This window comes from Iamia sp., from assembly GCF_035575815.1.
Classification (GTDB): Bacteria; Actinomycetota; Acidimicrobiia; order Acidimicrobiales; family Iamiaceae; genus Iamia.
The window spans coordinates 1-18,963 of sequence record NZ_DATLXO010000108.1 but is presented as its reverse complement, the minus strand read 5'-3'; the positions used below and the strand labels follow the sequence as shown (position 1 = coordinate 18,963).

The 18,963-nt window shown below is 71.7% G+C and carries 25 protein-coding genes and 1 pseudogene; 21 read left to right on the top strand and 5 right to left on the bottom strand.

Annotated features, from left to right (window positions below; genetic code table 11):
* From VNL12_RS11710 to truA, 11 genes are all read left to right on the top strand, one after another.
* Positions 1-825 (top strand): carbohydrate ABC transporter permease (locus VNL12_RS11710; protein WP_325594728.1); only part of this gene is annotated, 825 nt, incomplete at its 5' end.
* Positions 822-2,267 carry an extracellular solute-binding protein gene (locus tag VNL12_RS11705; protein ID WP_325594726.1) on the top strand — a complete coding sequence of 482 codons (1,446 nt, stop codon included), beginning with the start codon at positions 822-824 and terminating at the stop codon, positions 2,265-2,267. The genes VNL12_RS11710 and VNL12_RS11705, both read left to right, overlap by 4 nt.
* A gap of 196 nt (positions 2,268-2,463) precedes the next feature.
* Positions 2,464-2,688 carry a translation initiation factor IF-1 gene (gene infA, locus VNL12_RS11700; RefSeq protein WP_325594734.1) on the top strand — a complete coding sequence of 75 codons (225 nt, stop codon included), beginning with the start codon at positions 2,464-2,466 and terminating at the stop codon, positions 2,686-2,688.
* 54 nt (positions 2,689-2,742) lie between these two features.
* On the top strand, positions 2,743-2,856 hold the full coding sequence (gene rpmJ / locus VNL12_RS11695) for a 50S ribosomal protein L36 (RefSeq protein ID WP_272736174.1): 114 nt from the start codon (positions 2,743-2,745) through the stop codon (positions 2,854-2,856).
* A 49-nt stretch (positions 2,857-2,905) separates the two neighbouring features.
* Positions 2,906-3,283, top strand: a complete 378-nt coding sequence (rpsM, locus tag VNL12_RS11690) for a 30S ribosomal protein S13 (protein ID WP_325594721.1) — start codon at positions 2,906-2,908, stop codon at positions 3,281-3,283.
* Positions 3,284-3,682 (top strand): 30S ribosomal protein S11, encoded by a 399-nt coding sequence (gene rpsK, locus VNL12_RS11685; RefSeq protein ID WP_325594720.1) that lies wholly within the window; start codon positions 3,284-3,286, stop codon positions 3,680-3,682.
* A 19-nt stretch (positions 3,683-3,701) separates the two neighbouring features.
* Positions 3,702-4,316: a 30S ribosomal protein S4 gene (rpsD, locus tag VNL12_RS11680; RefSeq protein ID WP_325594719.1), complete on the top strand. Its 615-nt coding sequence runs from the start codon at positions 3,702-3,704 to the stop codon at positions 4,314-4,316.
* A gap of 42 nt (positions 4,317-4,358) precedes the next feature.
* Positions 4,359-5,297, top strand: a complete 939-nt coding sequence (locus VNL12_RS11675) for a DNA-directed RNA polymerase subunit alpha (RefSeq protein WP_325594718.1) — start codon at positions 4,359-4,361, stop codon at positions 5,295-5,297.
* A 1-nt stretch (position 5,298) separates the two neighbouring features.
* A complete protein-coding gene (rplQ, locus tag VNL12_RS11670; RefSeq protein ID WP_325594716.1) occupies positions 5,299-5,655 on the top strand; it encodes a 50S ribosomal protein L17 in 357 nt (118 codons plus the stop codon).
* Between the two features lie 295 nt (positions 5,656-5,950).
* On the top strand, positions 5,951-6,373 hold the full coding sequence (locus VNL12_RS11665; RefSeq protein ID WP_325594714.1) for a hypothetical protein: 423 nt from the start codon (positions 5,951-5,953) through the stop codon (positions 6,371-6,373).
* A gap of 27 nt (positions 6,374-6,400) precedes the next feature.
* On the top strand, positions 6,401-7,234 hold the full coding sequence (truA, locus tag VNL12_RS11660) for a tRNA pseudouridine(38-40) synthase TruA (protein ID WP_325594712.1): 834 nt from the start codon (positions 6,401-6,403) through the stop codon (positions 7,232-7,234).
* A 368-nt stretch (positions 7,235-7,602) separates the two neighbouring features.
* On the opposite strand, the gene VNL12_RS11655 is transcribed toward truA, so the two are convergent.
* Positions 7,603-8,217 (bottom strand): helix-turn-helix domain-containing protein, encoded by a 615-nt coding sequence (locus tag VNL12_RS11655; RefSeq protein ID WP_325594710.1) that lies wholly within the window; start codon positions 8,215-8,217, stop codon positions 7,603-7,605.
* Between the two features lie 125 nt (positions 8,218-8,342).
* Between VNL12_RS11655 and VNL12_RS11650 the strand changes: the two genes are divergently transcribed.
* From VNL12_RS11650 to VNL12_RS11605, 10 genes and pseudogenes are all read left to right on the top strand, one after another.
* A complete protein-coding gene (locus VNL12_RS11650; RefSeq protein WP_325594708.1) occupies positions 8,343-8,813 on the top strand; it encodes a DUF6069 family protein in 471 nt (156 codons plus the stop codon).
* Positions 8,810-9,190 carry a PPOX class F420-dependent oxidoreductase gene (locus tag VNL12_RS11645; protein WP_325594706.1) on the top strand — a complete coding sequence of 127 codons (381 nt, stop codon included), beginning with the start codon at positions 8,810-8,812 and terminating at the stop codon, positions 9,188-9,190. The genes VNL12_RS11650 and VNL12_RS11645 overlap by 4 nt, the downstream gene beginning before the upstream one ends.
* Positions 9,191-9,291: 101 nt before the next feature.
* Positions 9,292-9,648, top strand: coding sequence for a hypothetical protein (locus VNL12_RS11640; RefSeq protein WP_325594704.1), 357 nt, complete (start codon positions 9,292-9,294; stop codon positions 9,646-9,648).
* Between the two features lie 350 nt (positions 9,649-9,998).
* Complete coding sequence (locus VNL12_RS11635; RefSeq protein ID WP_325594702.1) at positions 9,999-10,178, top strand: hypothetical protein; 180 nt, start codon at positions 9,999-10,001, stop codon at positions 10,176-10,178.
* Entirely contained in the window at positions 10,171-10,761 is a 591-nt protein-coding gene (locus tag VNL12_RS11630; RefSeq protein ID WP_325594700.1) for a GNAT family N-acetyltransferase, read from the top strand. Before VNL12_RS11635 ends, VNL12_RS11630 begins: the two co-directional genes overlap by 8 nt.
* Before the next feature lie 180 nt (positions 10,762-10,941).
* Positions 10,942-11,394: a 50S ribosomal protein L13 gene (gene rplM, locus VNL12_RS11625; RefSeq protein WP_325594698.1), complete on the top strand. Its 453-nt coding sequence runs from the start codon at positions 10,942-10,944 to the stop codon at positions 11,392-11,394.
* Positions 11,328-11,810, top strand: a pseudogene (rpsI, locus tag VNL12_RS11620) (30S ribosomal protein S9); the annotation flags it as partial. The gene rplM and the pseudogene rpsI, both read left to right, overlap by 67 nt.
* A 178-nt stretch (positions 11,811-11,988) precedes the next feature.
* A complete protein-coding gene (gene glmM / locus VNL12_RS11615) occupies positions 11,989-13,332 on the top strand; it encodes a phosphoglucosamine mutase (protein ID WP_325594696.1) in 1,344 nt (447 codons plus the stop codon).
* A 131-nt stretch (positions 13,333-13,463) separates the two neighbouring features.
* The gene (locus VNL12_RS11610; protein ID WP_325594694.1) at positions 13,464-16,922 is read left to right on the top strand and encodes an SIS domain-containing protein; all 3,459 of its coding nucleotides are present in this window, start codon (positions 13,464-13,466) and stop codon (positions 16,920-16,922) included.
* Positions 16,923-16,997: 75 nt separating this feature from the next.
* Positions 16,998-17,402, top strand: coding sequence for a holo-ACP synthase (locus VNL12_RS11605; RefSeq protein WP_325594692.1), 405 nt, complete (start codon positions 16,998-17,000; stop codon positions 17,400-17,402).
* Positions 17,403-17,450: 48 nt separating this feature from the next.
* On the opposite strand, the gene VNL12_RS11600 is transcribed toward VNL12_RS11605, so the two are convergent.
* The 4 genes from VNL12_RS11600 to VNL12_RS11585 form a co-directional block, all read right to left on the bottom strand.
* On the bottom strand, positions 17,451-17,699 hold the full coding sequence (locus VNL12_RS11600; protein ID WP_325594690.1) for a type II toxin-antitoxin system RelE/ParE family toxin: 249 nt from the start codon (positions 17,697-17,699) through the stop codon (positions 17,451-17,453).
* A 17-nt stretch (positions 17,700-17,716) separates the two neighbouring features.
* On the bottom strand, positions 17,717-17,989 hold the full coding sequence (locus VNL12_RS11595; RefSeq protein ID WP_325594688.1) for a type II toxin-antitoxin system Phd/YefM family antitoxin: 273 nt from the start codon (positions 17,987-17,989) through the stop codon (positions 17,717-17,719).
* A gap of 213 nt (positions 17,990-18,202) precedes the next feature.
* On the bottom strand, positions 18,203-18,649 hold the full coding sequence (locus VNL12_RS11590) for an alpha/beta hydrolase (RefSeq protein WP_325594730.1): 447 nt from the start codon (positions 18,647-18,649) through the stop codon (positions 18,203-18,205).
* 101 nt (positions 18,650-18,750) lie between these two features.
* Positions 18,751-18,963, bottom strand: a 213-nt coding sequence (locus VNL12_RS11585; RefSeq protein ID WP_325594736.1) for a hypothetical protein, incomplete at its 5' end; no start/stop codon positions are given.

Genomic DNA, 18,963 nt, shown 5'->3' with positions numbered 1-18,963 from the left:
ACTGAGAGCCCCCTGCGCCAGCTGGGGTGGTACGCCCTGCTCATCGGCCTGGCCCTGGTCGTGATCCTGCCCGTGTACTTCGCACTGGTGCGGGCCATCTCGGACCCCACCAGCATCCTCGGCGGGGGCGAGGCCCTCCTCCTCCCCCGGGACGTGCAGAGCGACGTGTTCTCGCGCGCGTGGCGCAACGCCAACCTGGGCGGCGCCATGGGCCGCAGCCTCGTCGTCACCGTCGCCATCACCGCTGCCCAGGTGGCGACGTCGGTGCTGGCCGCCTACGCCTTCGCCTACCTCTGGTTCCCGTTCAAGCGGGTGGTCTTCGCCCTGTTCATGGCCACTCTCCTGCTGCCCCTCGAGGTGACGGTGCTGCCGAACCTGGCCACCATCAGCAACCTGGGTTGGCGAGACAGCTACCAGGGCCTGATCGTGCCCTTCTTGGCCACCGCCTTGGGCACGTTCCTGATCCGCCAGGCGTTCTTGGGGGTGCCGTCGGAGCTGCGTGACGCAGCCCGCCTCGAGGGCTGGGGCCACTGGCGGCTGCTGACCAACCTGGTCCTGCCGGTGTCGCGCCCGATCATCGCTGCCTTCACCTTGATCTCGTTCCTCGGCGCCTTCAACCAGTACCTGTGGCCCCGCATCATCACCACCCGGCCCGACGAGTGGGGGACGGCTCCGATCGCGGTGCAGAGCCTCAGCTCCAACCCTGAAAACGCCAACCTGATCGTCGCCGGCAGCCTGCTCGTCGCCCTCCCCATGGTGGTCCTCTTGATCTTCTTCCAACGCCACATCGTGAAGGGCCTGACCGCAGGGGCGGTGAAGGGATGATCCGCCGGCCCGCCCGCCGAGGGATGGTCCTGGCGGTGGCCCTGGCGACCCTCGTGGCCCCCGCCTGCGTCCGCTCCGAGCGCTCCCTCGGGGTCCAGACCCAGTCGGGCCCCCAGGAGGAGGGCGAGGACTGCCTCGCCCCCCTCGACGACGCCGACGGCGTGGTCGAGCTCGACCTGTGGCACGCCCTCAACGCCAAGGCCAAGACCACCCTCGAGGAGCTGGGCGCGGCGTTCAACGAGGAGCAGGATCAGGTGCGGGTCAGCATCCGCTCGCAGGGCACCACCTACGGCGAGGTCCTACGGGCCTACATCCAGGGCATCTCCGGCGGCGACCTGCCCGGCATGCTCCATGCCGATGCCAAGGACCTCCAGGTGCTCATCGACACCGACACCCTGGCGCCGGCCCAGGAGTGCTTCGACGCCGAGGGCGCCGAGCCCGATGTCATCCCGTCGGTGCGCAGCGCCTTCACCGTCGACGGCACCTACTGGCCGGCGCTGCCCACGGTGTCGACCCCCGTCCTCTACTACAACCAATCGCACTTCACTGCGGCGGGGCTCGACCCCGCCGAGCCTCCCGGCACGCTCGAGGAGGTCGAGGCCACCGCCGAGGAGCTCAAGGCCTCTGGCATCGACCGGCCGCTGGCCCTCCTCCTGGCCAACGGCTTCGTCGAGAGCTGGGTCGTCGGCGCCGGTGAGGAGATCGTGAACAACGAGAACGGGCGGGCGGGGCTGGCCACCGAGTCGAACTTCGACAACGAGGCGACCCGCGAGGCGCTCGCCTGGGTCAAGCGCATGGTCGACCGCGGCCTGGCCCAGCCCTTCTCCACCGGTGGCATCGACCAGTACCTGGCCCTGGCCACCAACGCATCGTCCATGGTGATCGAGACATCGACCGCGTCGACCACCATCGCCGCCTTCCTGAGCGGCGAGGACGTCGACACCGGAGGCGAGGCCCCCGACCCCGACGCCGACCTCACGACCCTGACGCCGGCGGCGGGCCCCTTCCCCGGGCTGCGCGAACCGGGGCAGGTGCAGATCGGCGGGGGCGCCTTCTACATCCCTGCCACCAACGAGCCCGAGGTGCAGGCTGCGGCCTGGGCGTTCTCTCGGTTCATGGCCTCCGAGGAAGGCCAGGTGACGTGGCACACCGAGGGGTCCTACCTCCCGGTCGGGGTGGGGGCGGCTGAGTCACCCGCCATCCAGGAGTTCTGGGCGTCGGGACTGGCCGGCACCATGCTGGAGGTCGCCTCGACCCAGCTCTTCGAGGTCGATCCCGAGCGCCCCGGGCCCATCGTCGGGCCCAAGACCGACTACGCAGCGGCCATCGAGGCCGCCATGGGGCGGGTCGCGTTCCAGGGGGCATCGGTCGACGACGCCGTGCGGGAGGGCCAGCGCGACATCGACACCGCCCTGCGGCGCTACGCCGAGGACAACGGGTAACGTGCGATGCGATCGGGCCAGGGCGACGCGTCGCCTCCCATCCGCGCCTCCGGCTCGGTGAGCGTGCCAGACTGATCGATCCGGTGGGTTGGAACCTGAGCAGGCTGGCGTCTACGATCGTCCGTCGGCCCACGGAGCCCTGTCGCGTGAGTCGCAGGGCCCGGGACCGACACCCGATCCGGCCAGGAGTGGAACGCTGCCCAAGCCCAAGCAAGACGCGATCGTCCTCGAGGGGACTGTCCTCGAGTCACTCCCGAACGCGATGTTCAAGGTGGAGTTCGAGAACGGCCACAACGTGCTGGCGCACATCTCCGGGAAGATGCGCATGCACTACATCCGGATCCTCCCCGGTGACCGCGTCCAGGTCGAGCTCACGCCCTATGACCTCTCCCGTGGCCGCATCACCTACCGCTTCAAGTAGCTCCCCGTTCCCTTCGCCCCGTCCCGCCTCACCGCGCCAGCCAGAAAGCGCCTCATGAAGGTTCGCCCCAGCGTCAAGCCGATCTGCGAGAAGTGCAAGATCATCCGCCGTCACGGGCGAGTGCAGGTCATCTGCACCAACCCCCGCCACAAGCAACGGCAGGGCTGATCGTGTCCACCTCAACGTCCACGTCCACCCCTCTCGGAGAAGCCTGAGCATGGCCCGCATCGCCGGCGTCGACATCCCCCGCGAGAAGCGCCTCGTCATCTCGCTCACCTACGTCTTCGGCGTCGGTGGATCCACCTCGGACCAGATCTGTGAGGCCACCGGCGTCGACCGCGACACCCGGGTCCGTGACCTCACCGACACCGAGGTCAACAAGATCCGGGCCTGGATCGACCAGAACATGAAGGTGGAGGGCGATCTCAAGCGCGAGGTCCAGCAGGACATCAAGCGCAAGATGGAGATCGGCTGCTACCAGGGCCTCCGCCACCGCAAGGGCCTCCCGGTCCACGGTCAGCGGACGCAGACCAACGCTCGTACTCGCAAGGGCCCGAAGAAGACCGTGGCCGGCAAGAAGAAGGTGCGCAAGTAGATGGCCAAGCCGACCCCGGGCGGACGACGCCCGCGCAAGCGCGAACGCAAGAACATCACCCACGCGGTGGCGCACATCAAGTGCACGTTCAACAACACGATCGTCTCCTTCGCCGACCAGGAGGGCAACATCATTGCGTGGGCGTCCTCCGGCAACGTCGGCTTCAAGGGCTCCCGCAAGTCCACCCCGTACGCGGCCCAGATGGCCGCCGAGCAGGCGGGCCGGCGGGCCATGGAGCACGGGGTGCGCAAGGTCGACGTGCAGACCAAGGGTCCCGGCTCCGGCCGTGAGACCGCGATCCGCTCGATCCAGAACATCGGCATCGAGGTCACCGGCGTCAAGGACGTCACCCCTGTCCCCCACAACGGCTGCCGCCCCCCCAAGCGGCGCCGAGTCTGATCCCGGAGGAGACAGAGAGATGGCTCGTTACACCGGACCCAAGGTCAAGATCTCCCGCCGCCTCGGCGTGAACGTCTTCGAGAACGACAAGGGCCAGCGCCTGCTCGACCGCAAGCCCTACCCGCCCGGCGAGCACGGGCGCGCCCGGCGCCGCCAGCCGTCGGAGTACCTGATCCAGCTGCAGGAGAAGCAGAAGGCCAAGTACATCTACGGCCTGCTCGAGCGGCAGTTCTCCAACCTCTACAAGGAGGCGACGCGCCAGCAGGGCGTCACCGGCGAGAACCTGCTGCGCATGCTCGAGCAGCGCCTCGACAACGTGGCCTTCCGCGCCGGCTGGGCCTCCACCCGGCCTCAGGCTCGGCAGTTCGTCAGCCACGGGATGGTGAAGGTCAACGGCCAGCGGGTCGACATCCCCAGCTACCGCGTCCGCAAGGGCGATGTCGTCACCCTGTCGGAGAAAGCCCGGGTCATGATCGCCATACGCCACAACCTCGACACCATCGACCGGCGCAAGCCGGACTGGCTCGAGACCGGCGACGACGGCTTCAAGGCGACCATCCGCGAGCTCCCGGCCCGCTCCCAGATCGACGTCCCGGTGCGCGAGCAGCTCATCGTCGAGCTGTACTCCAAGTAATCCCCCGCACCCCTTTACCGAACACCCTGAGGAAGGCACCAGATGCTGGTCATTCAGCGCCCGACCGTCGAAGCGCTCGACGAGGAGAAGGACAACCGCCAGCGGTTCTCCATCAGCCCCCTCGAGCCCGGCTTCGGTCACACGCTCGGGAACTCGTTGCGCCGCACGCTGCTGTCGTCGATCCCCGGCGCGGCAGTCACCGAGGTCCGCTTCGACGACGCCATCCAGGAGTTCGACACCATCCCCGGTGTCACCGAGGACATCACCGACATCATCCTCAACATGAAGGACCTCGTCCTCACCTCGGAGTCCGACACGCCGGTCACCGTGCGCCTCGACGTGCGGGGCCCGGCCGAGGTCACCGCGGCTGATCTCCAGCTCACCGCCGATGTCGAGGTGCTCAACCCCGCCCTGCACCTCGCCTCGCTGAACGCCAAGGGCCGCCTCTCGATCGACGTCACCGTCGACAAGGGCCGAGGCTACGTCTCGGCCGACCGCAACAAGCAGGGCGCCACGATCGGCATCATCCCGGTCGATTCGATCTTCTCGCCGGTCCGCCGGGTTGCGTTCGACATCCAGCCCACCCGGGTCGAGATGGACACCGACTACGACCAGCTGATACTCGACATCGAGACCGATGGCTCCATCGCCCCGCGTGACGCACTGGCCTCCGCCGGCGCCACCCTGAAGTCGCTCGTCGAGCTCATCGAGGGCATGAGCGACGATCCCCAGGGCCTCATGCTCACCGAGGCCGACGGCGCCGCCACCGGTTCGCCCGACCTCGAGCTCCCCATCGAGGACCTCGACCTCTCCGAGCGCCCCCGCAACTGCCTCAAGCGGGCCCAGGTCAACACCGTCGGCGAGCTGCTGCTCAAGACCGAGGACGACCTGCTGGCCATCACCAACTTCGGCCAGAAGTCCCTCGACGAGGTGCTGGTCAAGCTGGACGAGCGGGGCCTCTCGCTGAAGGGCCGGGACTGACGTGCCCGCCACCCCGAAGAGGGGCCGTCGCTTCGGCGGCAGCTCCTCGCACCAGAAGGCGATGATGGCCAACCTGGTCGCCTCGCTCGTCGCTGCCGAGGGCATCACCACCACCGAGGCCAAGGCCAAGGCGCTGCGCCCGATCGCCGAGAAGCTGATCACCAAGGCGCGTAGGGGCGGCCTCCACAACCACCGTCAGGTGACCTCCGCCCTCGCCGGCGACAAGGAGGCGGCGGCCAAGCTGATGGACGAGATCGGCCCCCGCTACGCCGATCGCAACGGTGGCTACACCCGGATCCTCAAGGTCGGGCCCCGTCAGGGCGACAACGCCCCGATGGCGCGCATCGAGCTGGTCTGAGCCGAGTCGGCCACCCGCCGCCGACATCGATCGCCCAGGGCGAGTGGTCATGGGACACCGAGGATCTCATCGCCGAGGCCGAGGCCCCGCCGAGGGAGCCATCTGAGACGGAAGAGCCGGAGGAGCCGGTCGCGGAAGAGCCAGCCGAGCCGGCGGGATCGGCCAAGGCGGCGGTGGCCTCGGACGACGACGACAGACCTGCGGAAGCCGAGGCGACGCGCCCGGAGGCGACCGACGCCGCCGAGACCGCGCCCTGGCGGGCGACGCGAGGGAGACGACGCCGCCGACGATCGAGGTGACCGAGACCGTCGCGGGCACCGAGGGCTCATCCCCCGCCGTGCAGGCGGGTGACGACGCCGCGGTCGAGGCACCGCCCGCGCCGGTCGGCCTCGGGCGCTGGGAGGCGGCGCCACCGTTGGTGCTCACGCCCGTCCCACCGGGCGAGCTGGAGGACGACGCCTGGGCCGTCGTGGCCGCCATGGCCGGCCCCCTCGTCGTTGCCGAGGTCGACGATCGACTGGGCTGGCCGCCCGACCGCCTGGCCGCCGCCCTCGATGCGCTGCTGGCGCGGAGGGTGCTGACCCGACCCGCCCTCCCAGGACCCGCCCTCCCAGGTCCGCCCGGTCCGGCGGGGGAGTCGCTGATCGCCGCGGCGCGCCGCGCCGATGGCCGACCGCCGCTGCGCCCGGTCGGAGCTCACGGCGTCGAGCCCCGCTGATCCACCCGGTGGGTAGCGTCAGGCGCCGTGACCCTCTTCGACCCGGCGGAGGCCGAGACGCCCACCGGGCCGACTCGCCGGCTCCGACTGACCGTCGCCTACGACGGCACCGCTTTCCACGGCTTCGCCCCCAACGCCGGGGTGCGCACCGTCGCCGGTGTTCTCGTCGCCGCGCTGACCCGCTTTCTCGGGCACCCCGTCGCTCTCACCTGCGCCGGTCGCACCGACCGGGGCGTCCACGCCCTCGGCCAGGTCGTCACCCTCGACGCCCGCCCCGACCGGGTGGCGACCGTCGTCGACCGGGCTGCGCTGACCCGGGCGGTCAACAAGATGTGCGGTCCCGAGGTGGCGGTGCGCGACCCGGCCCTCGTCGCCGACGACTTCGACGCCCGCTTCTCGGCCCGGGCCCGGCGCTACCGCTACCTCGTCTGGAACCACCCCGAGCCTGACCCCTTCACCGCCCGCCTGGCCTGGCACGTCGAACGGCCGCTGGCCCTGCCCGTCCTGCGCCTGGCCTGCGATCCGTTCATCGGCGCGCACGACTTCTCGACGTTCTGCCGCCGGCCCAAGGGCCGTGACGTCGAGCCGAGCCTCGTGCGCCGGGTCACCGAGGCGAGGTGGCACGACGACGGCGGGGGACACCTCCGCTTCGAGATCGAGGCGACAGCCTTCTGCCACCAGATGGTGCGCAGCATCGTGGGGACGATGGTCGCGGTGGGCACGGGACGGATGACCGCCGGCGACGTGCGCCCCGCGCTGGCGGCCCGCGATCGGTCTCGCGCCGGCGACCTCGCCCCGCCCCACGGCCTCACGCTCCAGACGGTGCGCTACGACGGATGGGACTCGGTGCCCGATGGCTGACCGGCTGCCCGTCGGGGCGGTGGCGATCCGCCGACGACGGGCTCCCGGTCCACCCACCTGACTGATCTCCCGAAGGTTGCGGCGCTCGAGGCGACCGATCGCCGATCCGCGGCGGGCACAATGCCGCCAACGCGTCGTTCGGTAGGGCGTCGTCCTAGCCCGTCCTAGCCCGCCCACACGCCGGCGGGCTGCCGCCTCCACACCCCCGTTGCCCGCTCGCCGTCGACCGCTGTGTCCGTGAGATCCCGTCGCTCGTGGAGATGACCCACGCCACCGTGCCGGGCTGGCGGCCACGGTCGACCGTCGCCGCTCCCTGCTCGTCGATCACGACGAGGCCGCAACCGAAGCGGAGCGAAGCCGCCAGCCGGTCACCGGCCGGCCGGCACGAGGATGACGCGGAACACCGCCGCTAGTCGAGCGCCGAAGTGGGTGTGGTCCCAGCCGCAGTCGCTGATCATGCGCTCGAGCAGATCCCATGACATCAGGCCCCAGAGCAGGTCGGCTGCCTCGGTGACGGTCCAGCCCGCCGCCAGGGATCCCTCGTGTTGCAGCCACTCGGCCAGTCTCGTGCAGCCCTTGTGCCAGTTCCGCATGGTGGTGTCCCACAGGCGGGCGGCGTCGGCGTCGGTGGCCCGGGACCGTTCGACGGCCCGGGACACGGCGAGGATCCGTGGGTGGGCACGGGCGATGTGGCGGGCCCATTCGTCGAGCGCGTCGACGGCGGTGCCGCAGGCCCACACGCGAGCCAGCGACTCGGCGAGGTCCTCGGTCTCGCCGAGATGCCGGTAGAGGGCGGCGAGCAGCTCGGCACGCGACGAGAAGTGCAGGTAGCCGGCCCGTCGCGACACGCCGGCCGCCTCGGCGGCCGAGGCCATGGTCAGGGCGTCGAAGCCATCGCGCTCGAGCTGCTGGCGGGCCGCATCGAGCAGCGCCCGGCGGGTACGCCGGCTGCGGGCGTTGAGCGGGACGCCGATCGATGTCACAGGGCCGACCTCATGAAACTTCACTGTAGATGTACTTCAGGGTTGTGAAACTACACGCGGTGTGCATATCATTGGAAATGCACACGACGTGAAGTTTTAGGCTTCACCGGACAGAGGAGAGTCCCATGGACACCGCAACCACCGATCGAGCCACCCCCGCCGCACGGGCCCGACGACGACATCGGGCCGGTGTCGCCGCCGCCGCCACCGGCTCCGCCGTGGCGCTCGGGCTGGTGGCCCGGGCCCTCGCCGTGGAGCTCGTCGTCGACATGGACAACGGCCAACCGCCGATGGAGATCGGGGTGGCGCTGATCGGCGGGTTCTCCCTCGCCGCCTCGCTGGCCGGGTGGGCCACGCTCGCCGCACTGGAGCGGTGGACGCCTCGGGCGTCGTCGTCGTGGACGGTGTTGGCGACCGCCGTCTTCGTGCTCTCGTTGATCCCGATCCCCCTCGCCGACGCGGCCGGTGACGTCAAGGTCCTGCTCACGGCCATCCACGTGGCGGTGGCGGTCGTGCTCATCGTCGGCTTGCGTCGCTCCGCTCACTCCAGGGTCGATCAGCCACGTCACCACCGACCAGCGGTGGCATCATCATGAGCGTGTTCAGCATCGGCGAACTCGCCTACTTCGCCGAGCCGAACCACCTGGGGCGACTGGCCACCGTCGACGACACCGGCCAGCCCCGGATCGTGCCCCTCGGCTGGCGGTACAACCCCGACCTCGACACCATCGACATCGGCGGGCGGGATCCCGCCGAGTTCGTCGCCACCCACAAGTTCCGCGACGTGCAGCGTCAGCCCAAGGTGGCGTTCGTGGTCGACGACGTGCTCCCGCCGTGGCAGCCACGCTGCGTCATCGTGCACGGCACCGCCGACGCCATCCACACGCACGCCACCGCAGCAGGCGACGACGCAACGGCGCTGATCCGCATCACCCCCACCAACGTCATCAGCTGGGGGCTGCCCGTCGAGTGAGCGGCGATCAGTCGCGACGGTTCTGCGGCCACCAGCTCATTGACCCAGTGACGACGACGATGACGAGTCGCGTCGCAATCCCGAAAGGGATAGAACCACCCGTGCGAAGCACCTTCCTCCACATCAACGTGTCACTCGATGGCCTCATCGAAGATGCGAACCACGACATCGACTGGCACTTCATCGATGACGAGTTCGAGGAGTACATCAACGAGATCCTGCGGTCAGTCGACGGCATGGTGTTCGGTGGCGTCGCCCACCAGGCGCTGGCCCATTACTGGCCGACTGCAGCGTCACAGCCCGACGACGGACGTCACCGGGGGGCGGCGCAGCTGGTGAACGACCTCCCCAAGTACGTCGTGTCCGATCAGGACTACCGCCGGTCGGGTTCGAACTGCTCGAGCTCAGGCGCTTCCGGTCGGCTGTGCCGTGGTGGAGTCATACCGACCCGTGCGTGACCCGTCCGGCGCTGACGAAGACTCACTGCCCTGGGGCAGCCCGAACAGGGGAACCACGAGGGGCTCCGGGTCCACCCTGTGACCGTACGTAGCGGACCCGTCGGCACGACACCCCGAACCGTCGGGCCGGCCGCGCCGCGCACCGGTCGAACCGGTCCCGTTCGGCGTCGACCGCGGCCGGGCTGCGGCGGGCGCGTCGGACGCCGCAGCCGACGGGCCTCGCCGGGTTGATGCACCTGGGTCCGGCTCCGTACAGTTGCCCCGGCCCATCGGGCCCTTCGCGACGTGCGTCGCCGGGGCCCGGCCCCGTGTACGAGATCCCCGGCCCGGCCGGATCCGGAAGGACAGCTGTGCCCACCAGCATCGTGGGGACGATGGTCGCGGTGGGCGCCGGGCGGATGACCGCCGGCGACGTGCGCCCGGCGCTGGCGGCCCGCGATCGGTCTCGGGCCGGCGACCTGGCGCCGCCCCACGGCCTCACCCTCCAGACGGTGCGCTACGACGGCTGGGACTCGGTGCCCGATGGCTGACCGGCCGCCCGTCGGGGCGGTGGCGATCCGCCTGGTCGACATGGCCGACGCCGACGAGGGAGCGGCCCTCGTCGCCCTCCGTCGCGCCTGGGTCGAGGAGCGCCGGGGCGGACCGGTCGACGACCCTGGCTTCGAGGCCACCCTCCGGGCCTGGCTGCGGGCCGAGGCCGGCCAACGGCTCATGTGGGTGGCCGAGCGAACGGCCCCGGCGAACTGGTATGGCGATCGGGTGCGCCGGCCACCAGATCGTCTACCAGTTCGGAGGGGGGGACCGGGCGGCAAGGGGGTGCTCCCGACGCCGGACGGCCCCACGGCCATCGGGATGCTGGACATGCTCGACTTCCGTCGCATGCCGGGCCCGGGTCGGCCGCCGGGTGGCTGGGGCTACATCGGCCAGGCGTTCGTCCTCGCGCCGCACCGCGATCTGGGCATCGGCCGGATGCTGCTGGACGAGGCGCTGGCCGAGTCCCGCCGCCGGGGCTACGACCGGGTGGTCCTCAGCCCCACCGCCCGCTCGGTACCGTTCTACCGCCGGGCCGGGTTCCGTTCCGCCGACACGCTCCTGGTGCACCCTCTCGACTGACGACGGTGTCGGCCGGAGTGGTGCGAGGGGGCCGGACGTCGGAGCGCCGGGTTGAAGCGCGGCGGACCGGACCCGTACAGTTGCCCCTCGGCCCATCGGGCCCTTTGCGACGCGAGTCGCCGATGAGCCTGACCCCGCTTCGTGAACGTCCCGGCTCCTGCCGGATCCGGAAGGACAGCTGTGCCCACCTACTCGCCGAAAGCCAGTGAGATCCAGCGTCGCTGGTACGTCGTCGACGCCGAGGGCCTCGTGCTCGGCCGCCTCGCCACCGAGGTCGCCCGGGTGCTGCGGGGCAAGCACAAGCCGATCTTCACCCCGCACCTCGACACCGGCGACCACGTCATCATCATCAACGCCGAGAAGGTCGTGCTCACCGCGGGCAAGGCCGAGAAGAAGCGGGTCTACAACCACTCCGGCTACCCGGGCGGCCTCTCCGAGCAGACCTACGCCGACGCCCTGGCCCGCAAGCCGGCCGACGCGGTCCGTCGCACCATTCGCGGCATGTTGCCGAAGAACCGCCTCGGCGCCCAGCAGCTCACCAAGCTCAAGGTGTACGCCGGCCCCGTCCACCCGCACGCAGCGCAGCTGCCCGAGCCACTCGAGATCGTCGGCGCCCGTCGCCGCACCGCGTAGGAGACATCGTCGTGTCGAAGCCCATGGTCCAGTCCACCGGTCGCCGCAAGAGCGCCATCGCCCGCGTCCGCTTCCGCGACGCGGCCGCCGAGGGCGAGGGCAAGATCACCATCAACGGCCGTACCGTCGAGGACTACTTCCCCAACGCCCTGCACCGGATGATCCTCACCGACCCTCTGCGCACGGTCGAGGTCGAGGGCCGCTACGACATCGACGCCACCATGGACGGCGGTGGCCCCTCGGGCCAGGCGGGCGCCATGCGCCTCGGTGTCGCACGAGCCCTCATCGCCCTCGACACCGAAGCCCGCCCAGCGCTCAAGAAGGCCGGCTTCCTCACCCGCGACGCGCGGGAGAAGGAATCCAAGAAGTACGGCCTCAAGAAGGCCCGCAAGGCTCCGCAGTACTCGAAGCGCTGATCGCGGGCCTTCGAGTCTCGGTGCTCTCCTCGGCTGGCGCCTCGGAGGGAGGACCCGTCCTTCCCGCTCTCATCGCCTCCAACGCCTGCGACGGGCCGCTCGGGCCCGAGCCGCCCGCTGCGAGGTTTCAGGCCCTCGTGCTCCCCGGGGCTGCGCCCGTGGTCGTCGGCGTCGTCCCGTGACCCTTCGCTTCGGCACCGACGGCGTCCGCGGCGCCGCCAACACCGAGCTCACCCCCGAGCTGGCCCTCTCACTGGGAAGGGCCGCGGCGCGCACGCTCGGGGCCGGGCCGTGGTTGGTGGGTCGCGACACCCGCATCTCGGGGCCCTTGCTGCACGCCGCCTTCGCCGCCGGGCTGGCGTCGGAAGGTGCGATGGCGGTCGACCTGGCCGTGATCCCGACCCCCGGCGTGGCCTATCTGGCCGCCGCCGACCAGCTCCCCGGCGCCATGATCTCGGCATCGCACAACGCCTTCGGCGACAACGGCATCAAGCTGTTCCGCCCCGGCGGCCTGAAGCTCGACGACGCCGTCGAGGAGCGCGTCGAGGCCGAGCTCGACGCCATCGAGGCCGAGGGGATCCCCGGCTCGGGCGAGCGTCCCGGCGGTCCGCTCGTCGGCGGTCTGCGTAGCGCCCCCGACGCGTGGGAGCGCTACGCCACCCACCTCACCGACGCCGTGCTCGAGGGCCGCCGGCTCGCCGGGCTGAGCGTGGTCATCGACTGCGCCCACGGCGCCTCGTCGTTCGTCGCCCCCCAGGTGCTGGCCCGCCTGGGCGCGGCGGTCACCGTGCTGCACGCCGATCCCGACGGCACCAACATCAACGCCGGCTGCGGGTCGAACCACCCCGAGGTGCTGCAGACCGCGGTCCTCGCCCGCGGGGCCGACGCCGGGCTCGCCTTCGACGGTGACGCTGACCGGGTGGTGGCTGTCGACGCGGAGGGCGAGGTGGTCGACGGCGACCAGCTCATCGCCCTGCTGGCGATCGACATGAACGCCCAAGGGCTCCTCCGAGGTGATGCCGTGGCGGTCACGGTGATGACCAACCTCGGCTTCCGCCAGGCCATGAACACCGCCGGCATCCGGGTGGTCGAAACTCCCGTGGGTGACCGGAACGTGCTGACCGCCCTCGAGTCCGAGGGTCTGGCCCTCGGCGGCGAGCAGTCGGGCCACGTGATCCTCCGCGACCGGGCCACCACCGGTGACGGCCTGCTCACCGGCCTATCGGTGCTCGACGTGATGGCCCGCACCGGTCGCCCCCTCGCACAGCTGGCGGGGGTGATGACCCGCCTGCCCCAGGTGCTCGTCAACGTGCGGGTCGCCGAGCGCTCGCCCGACCTGCTCGACCGGCTGGCCCCCGACATCGCCCGGGCCGAGATCACCCTCGCCGGACGGGGCCGGGTGCTGGTGCGCCCCAGCGGCACCGAGCCCCTGGTGCGGGTGATGGTCGAGGCCCCCACCGAGGACGAGGCCCGACGCATCGCCGACGCGCTGGCGACCACCATCGCCACCCCCTCGACCTGACCGACCTGGCTGTCGGCGCGGCGGCCAGGGCGGCGGCGGTCGGGGAGGGCCCACCGCCGGGCGCAACGGCGGGCGGAGGTGGACCCACCAGTAGGATCGGTCTCCGTCCACGAACCCCCGGGAGTCCCTGCATGTGCGGCATCATCGCCGTCGCCCGTCGGCCCAGCGATCGGACGCCTCCGGCGACGGCGACCGTGCTCGGCCTGGTCGAGGGGACCCCTGGCCTCGTCGCCGAGGCCCGCACCGGCGCGGACGTCCACAAGGCGCTCGAGACCGCGGCCGCTCAGCTGAGCGAGGCCGACCACCTGCTGCGCGGCACCGCCGGGGTGCGGGCCCTGCTGGCCGACGGCGGCCTCGACTCGGGGCTGGAGGCCCACCTGGCTGACCTGGCCGGTGCCCTGGGCGCGCTCGACGTCCGACTCGAAGAGCTGCTCGTCGATCGACCGACCGCCGAGCAGGAAGCGGTCAACGCCGCCCTCGTCGCCGTGCGCGACGGCGCCTGGGCCATCGGCCGCGACCGACTCCGCACCGCTCGGGCCGTCGCCGGCCTGGCCGGCCCCGGCGCCGGCACCGCGGCGGTCGAGGCCATGACCTCGGTGCAGCTGGCCCTCTCGGCCCTCGACCGCCTCGAGGTCCGCGGACGCGACTCGGCCGGCCTCACCCTCCTGGTGCGGGGCCACGACCTCGACCTCGCCGCGCCGGGTACGGCCGCCGCCCTCGCCGATCGGGCTGCGGATGAGACCTTCGGCTCCGGCTCGGTCCGCGTCGCGAACGGCGCCCTGGCCTTCGTCTACAAGGCGGCGGCCGAGATCGGCGAGCTGGGCGACAACGCCGCCGCCCTCCGCCTCGCCCTGGCCGGTGACGACCTGCTGCGCCGGGCCCTCGCCGCCCCCACCGCCGAGGTGCTGGTGCTGGCACACACGCGGTGGGCCAGCGTCGGCATCATCTCCCAGGCCAACGCTCACCCGGTGAACAGCGACGAGGACGACCCCGCAGCGCGTCCGTACGTGACCGCCACCCTCAACGGCGACATCGACAACTTCGCCGACCTCAAGGCTGCCGCCGGCCTGCACTACGCGCCCGAGATCACCACCGACGCCAAGGTCATCCCCACGCTCGTGGCCCGGGCCGTGGCCGCCGGGGCCGACTCGGCCGAGGCCTTCCGGCGCACGGTGGCCACCTTCGACGGCTCGGTGGCCATCGGGGCCTCGATGGCCTCCGAACCCGGGCAGCTCTTCCTCGCCCTGCGCGGCAGTGGCCAGGCCCTCTACGTCGGCCTGGCGCCCGACGTGTACCTGGTGGCCTCGGAGCCCTACGGCGTGGTTGAGGAGTGCGACACCTACCTCCGCATGGACGGCGAGACGGCGGCCGACGCCGCGGATCCCACCGGCAGCCGAGGCCAGGTCGTGGTGCTCGACTCCGCCCGGGCCGGCACCGTCGCCGGCATCCGGCGCCTCGCCTACTCCGGCGCGGAGCTGCCCGTCTCCGGCGACGAGCTGGCCCACGCCGAGGTGACCACCCGCGACATCGACCGGGGCGCGCACCCGCACTTCCTGCTCAAGGAGATCACCGAGTCCCCTGCGTCGTTCCGCAAGACCCTCCGGGGCAAGATCGTCGGCGCCGACGGGCACCTCGAGGCCCGCCTCGGCCCCGAGACCATCCCCGACGCGACGAGGGCCGGGCTGGCCGACGGCACGATTACCCGGGTGCTGGCCATCGGCCAGGGCACTGCCGCGGTGGCCGGCCAGGCCTTGGCCTCCACCCTCACCGCCCTCACCATCGGCACCGAGCTGCGGGTCGACGCCCGGCTGGCCACCGAGCTGAGCGGCTTCGCCCTGCGGCCCGACATGGCCGACACGCTCATCGTGGCGGTCAGCCAGAGCGGCACCACCACCGACACCAACCGCACCGTCGACCTGGCGCGCGCCCGAGGCGCCACGGTGATCAGCATCGTGAACCGGCGGGGCAGCGACCTGACCGACCGCTCCGACGGGGTGCTCTACACCTCCGACGGTCGCGACGTGGAGATGAGCGTGGCGTCGACCAAGGCGTTCTACGCCCAGGTCGCGGCGGGCATCGTGCTGGCCTCGGCCATCGCCGCCGAGATGGTCACCGCGCCGAACGCAACGGCCGAGCGCTCGCGCCTGCTGACCGGGCTCCGGGCCCTGCCGAACGCCATGGAACAGGTGCTCGCCACCCGGCCCGCCATCGCCGCCGCCGCGCAGGAGCTGGCCCCGTCCAAGCGCTACTGGGCGATCGTCGGCTCGGGTGCCGATCGCATCGCCGCCCAAGAGCTGCGGATCAAGCTCTCCGAGCTCTGCTACAAGGCCATCGCGTGTGACGCCACCGAGGACAAGAAGCACATCGACCTGTCGTCGGAGCCGCTCATCATCGTGTGCGCGGCCGGCCTGCAGGGCTCGAACGCCGACGACGTCGCCAAGGAGGTCGCGATCTACCGGGCCCACAAGGCGTCGCCCATCGTCATCGCGGCCGAGGGCGACGATCGATTCTCCGCCGCCCTGCGCGTGCTGACCGTCCCGGCCGTCGACCCGACTCTCGCCTTCGTGCTGGCCACCGTGGTCGGCCACATCTTCGGCTACGAGGCGGCCCTGGCCATCGACGCCTCGGCCCTGCCTCTCCGTCGGGCCCGGGCCGCCATCGAGCAGCGGCTGGTGGGCCCGACGGCGACCGACGGCGACGAGATCCTCGCCGGGCTGCGCGACGACTTCACCCCGCTCGCGACCCAGTTCCACGAGGTCATCCGGGGCGGCGGCTTCGACGGCACCCTCGAGGCCGCCACGGCGGTGCGGCTCTCGTCGCTCATGCGCTACGCCACCGGGTTGGTCCCGCTCGACGTCTATGAGATAGAGCACGGGCGGGCAGGCTCGCCCGTGGCCCTCGTGGAGGACCTCACGAGCGCCCTCACCACCGGCATCGAGGAGCTCACCCGCCCCGTCGACGCCATCAAGCACCAGGCCAAGACCGTCACCGTGGGCATCTCGCGCAGCGACGAGGGACTGCTGCAGGTGCCGCTGGTGGCCGCGACCCTCGCGGCCGGGGCACCTCGCGACCGCATCAGCTACCGGGCCCTGCGCACGCTGGCGGGCTTGGACCCCGCCGTCGATGAGGTCATCGGGTTCACCCGCTACGCGGTCGAGGGCACCGTGGAGACCCATGAGGCCACGGTGCGGGTGGTCGACCGGGGCGGCATCGCCCGGGACCTGCCGCTGCGCACCGAGCGAAACCCCGTGCTGCGTGGTACCAAGCACCGTGTGGCCACCGAGCGCGAGGTCACCGTGGCCGTCGGCCGCAGCGACGGCCGCAGGCTGGTGATCGTGCCCGAGGTGCGGGGCAACCAGTGCACCGGCATCACGCTCCTGCACTGCCGCTTCGCGACGCGGCTGCCGACGCCCCGGGCTCGCTCCGTGCTCGAGCAGTACCGCACCCGGCTCTCGGCCCTCACCGACGCCGTCACCGAGACAGAGCCCACCTTCCGCGACGACCTGCTCGGCGAGATCCCGATCGTCGAGCTGCTCACCTCGCCGGTGTACGTGCTCGCCGAGCGCTGGCGCTCCGCCCCCGAGACCTGACATGGCCGCCCGCCGGATCGGATGCGGGCCACAACCCGAAACCGCCACCCTGAGCGGCCCGGGAGGCCCACCAGGGTGGCGGTTGCGGCGGAGCCGGGGCTGGCGGTGGACCCGATGAAGGGTCTGGGCACCGACGTGGTCGACCTCGACCGGTTCCGCCTCGCTCTGGCGCGCACCCCCCGCCTGCGCGAGCGCCTCTTCACCGCCGGGGAGCGAGCCGTGGCCGACGCCCGGCGCGACCCGATCCCGGCCCTCGCGGTGCGCTTCGCGGCCAAGGAGGCGGTGATGAAGGCGCTCGGCGTCGGCCTCGGCGCCTTCGCCTGGCACGACGTGGAGGTCGAACGCGCGACATCGGGACGTCCGACCCTGAACATCACCGGCACCGCGGCGACTCTGGCCGCGGAGGCGGGGGTGACGGCCTGGCACCTCTCGCTCTCACACTCCGACCTGGTGGCCATGGCCGTGGTCGCCGCCGACTGACGGCTGACGCCCGCCCGCTCGGTCACCGACCCCGCATGCCCGTGCCGGTCAACGGGCCCGGTAGACGTCGGCGCGGTGATCGATCCGCACCACGATGACACTGTGCTCGTCGTCGTCGATCTCATAGACGACTCGGTACGGGCCGCGCCGAGCGGACCAGAGGCCGGTCAGCTCCCGTTGCAGGGGATGACCGAGGCGCCTGGGGTTCTCGACGAGGGCGCCCACCATGAACTCCACGATGGCCGCCGCCACCGAATCAGGAAGGCGTCGCAGTGATCGTTCCGCTGACCCGGCCACGACCAGCCGGTAGCCAGTCACTTCGACAGATACGTCGCTCGGAGCTCGTCTGCGCCCACGACGTCGCCGGCCGCGACCTCGCGGCGTGCGGTCTCGATCTCGGCGAGAGCCGACCGGTCCGACAGCAGATCCAACGTGTCCTCCAGGGCCTGGAGATCTGCGGGGCTGACGACGACCGCGGCGGGCACCCCGTGGCGCGTCAACACGACCCGGTCATGCTCACGCTCGACCTGATCGACGATCTCCGACAAGCGGGCCTTGATCTCCGACAACGACAGGGTGGTGGCCATGACCAATATGTAGTCACGGTCGGAGGTGGCGCAATCCCAATCCTCCGCGCACAGCCCGGGTCAGCCCGGCCGTCCGTAACGCGAGACGCCACCGGCGGGCATGCGGCGGGCACGAGGAACGGTGGTGGGTTCAGCGGTGGTCCCCGAGGGCGTCGAGGACGGACCAGGCCTGTGCACGGCGCCGGTCTGCTCCGTAGAGAGCCGCATCCAAGGTCAGGCCGCCGAGCTCAGGGCGAGGCAGGCGCACGATCCGTAGGGCGCCACCTCGGCGGGGACCTCGTCGGGCGCCATCTCGGCCGCCATCTCGGCGAACAGCCGACGTCCGGGCCCGGCGACCTCGGCCACCTCCGGCGTGGCGTACGCGGTGACGGCCACGAGGGGGGCCGCGAGGCCGACCGCGCTCACCAGGTCGGGTTGCCGGGCTGCGAGCGCGACGGCATAGGGCGCGCCGGCGGACCAGGCCAGGACGCCGACCGAGGTGATGCCGAGGCGGGCGCAGGCGGCGGCCAGATCGTCGGCGACGGTGCCGAGCGTTCGCCCCGGGTCGTGATCGCTGCGCCCGCACCCGGGGCGGTCGACAGCCAGCAGCCGGACCCGTGCCGCGACGGCGAGGCCGTCGTCGGGATGGCGCGACCACCGTGAGTCGGGCGTCCCGTGCAGGTTCGTCGCGTCGCGTCGTGTGGCGGATCGGGGTGTCGGGTCGGGTCTGCGGTGGGTGCTCCTTCCTCTCCGCCAGCGGGCGTCATGCGTTGAGGCTGACTTCAGTCGGGCTCGCGTGGGCGGGTCGGTTGCGGCGGGTTCGGGTGGTCGCGCTCGGGGCTCGGGGGGTCGTAGGTGAGGGTGGTGCCGCTGATGCGGGCGGCGGCGGCTCGGGTGGTGGGGCGCAGGGGTTGGCGGGTGCTGGTCACCTGGCGGCCGTAGGGGCTGGTGAAGGTGAGCTGACCGTCGGCGTTGCCGGAGACGTTCCAGCCGCC

What these genes read in the sequence shown, in the direction of transcription:
- VNL12_RS11650 (WP_325594708.1), top strand. Translation starts at nt 8,343, where the DNA reads ATGGACACCGCAACCACCGATCGAGCCACCCCCGCCGCACGGGCCCGA.
- VNL12_RS11705 (WP_325594726.1), top strand. Translation starts at nt 822, where the DNA reads ATGATCCGCCGGCCCGCCCGCCGAGGGATGGTCCTGGCGGTGGCCCTG.
- VNL12_RS11675 (WP_325594718.1), top strand. Translation starts at nt 4,359, where the DNA reads ATGCTGGTCATTCAGCGCCCGACCGTCGAAGCGCTCGACGAGGAGAAG.
- rpmJ (WP_272736174.1), top strand. Translation starts at nt 2,743, where the DNA reads ATGAAGGTTCGCCCCAGCGTCAAGCCGATCTGCGAGAAGTGCAAGATC.
- VNL12_RS11630 (WP_325594700.1), top strand. Translation starts at nt 10,171, where the DNA reads ATGGCTGACCGGCCGCCCGTCGGGGCGGTGGCGATCCGCCTGGTCGAC.
- VNL12_RS11610 (WP_325594694.1), top strand. Translation starts at nt 13,464, where the DNA reads ATGTGCGGCATCATCGCCGTCGCCCGTCGGCCCAGCGATCGGACGCCT.
- VNL12_RS11645 (WP_325594706.1), top strand. Translation starts at nt 8,810, where the DNA reads ATGAGCGTGTTCAGCATCGGCGAACTCGCCTACTTCGCCGAGCCGAAC.
- VNL12_RS11595 (WP_325594688.1), bottom strand. Translation starts at nt 17,989, where the DNA reads ATGGCCACCACCCTGTCGTTGTCGGAGATCAAGGCCCGCTTGTCGGAG.
- rpsK (WP_325594720.1), top strand. Translation starts at nt 3,284, where the DNA reads ATGGCCAAGCCGACCCCGGGCGGACGACGCCCGCGCAAGCGCGAACGC.
- rpsM (WP_325594721.1), top strand. Translation starts at nt 2,906, where the DNA reads ATGGCCCGCATCGCCGGCGTCGACATCCCCCGCGAGAAGCGCCTCGTC.
- rpsD (WP_325594719.1), top strand. Translation starts at nt 3,702, where the DNA reads ATGGCTCGTTACACCGGACCCAAGGTCAAGATCTCCCGCCGCCTCGGC.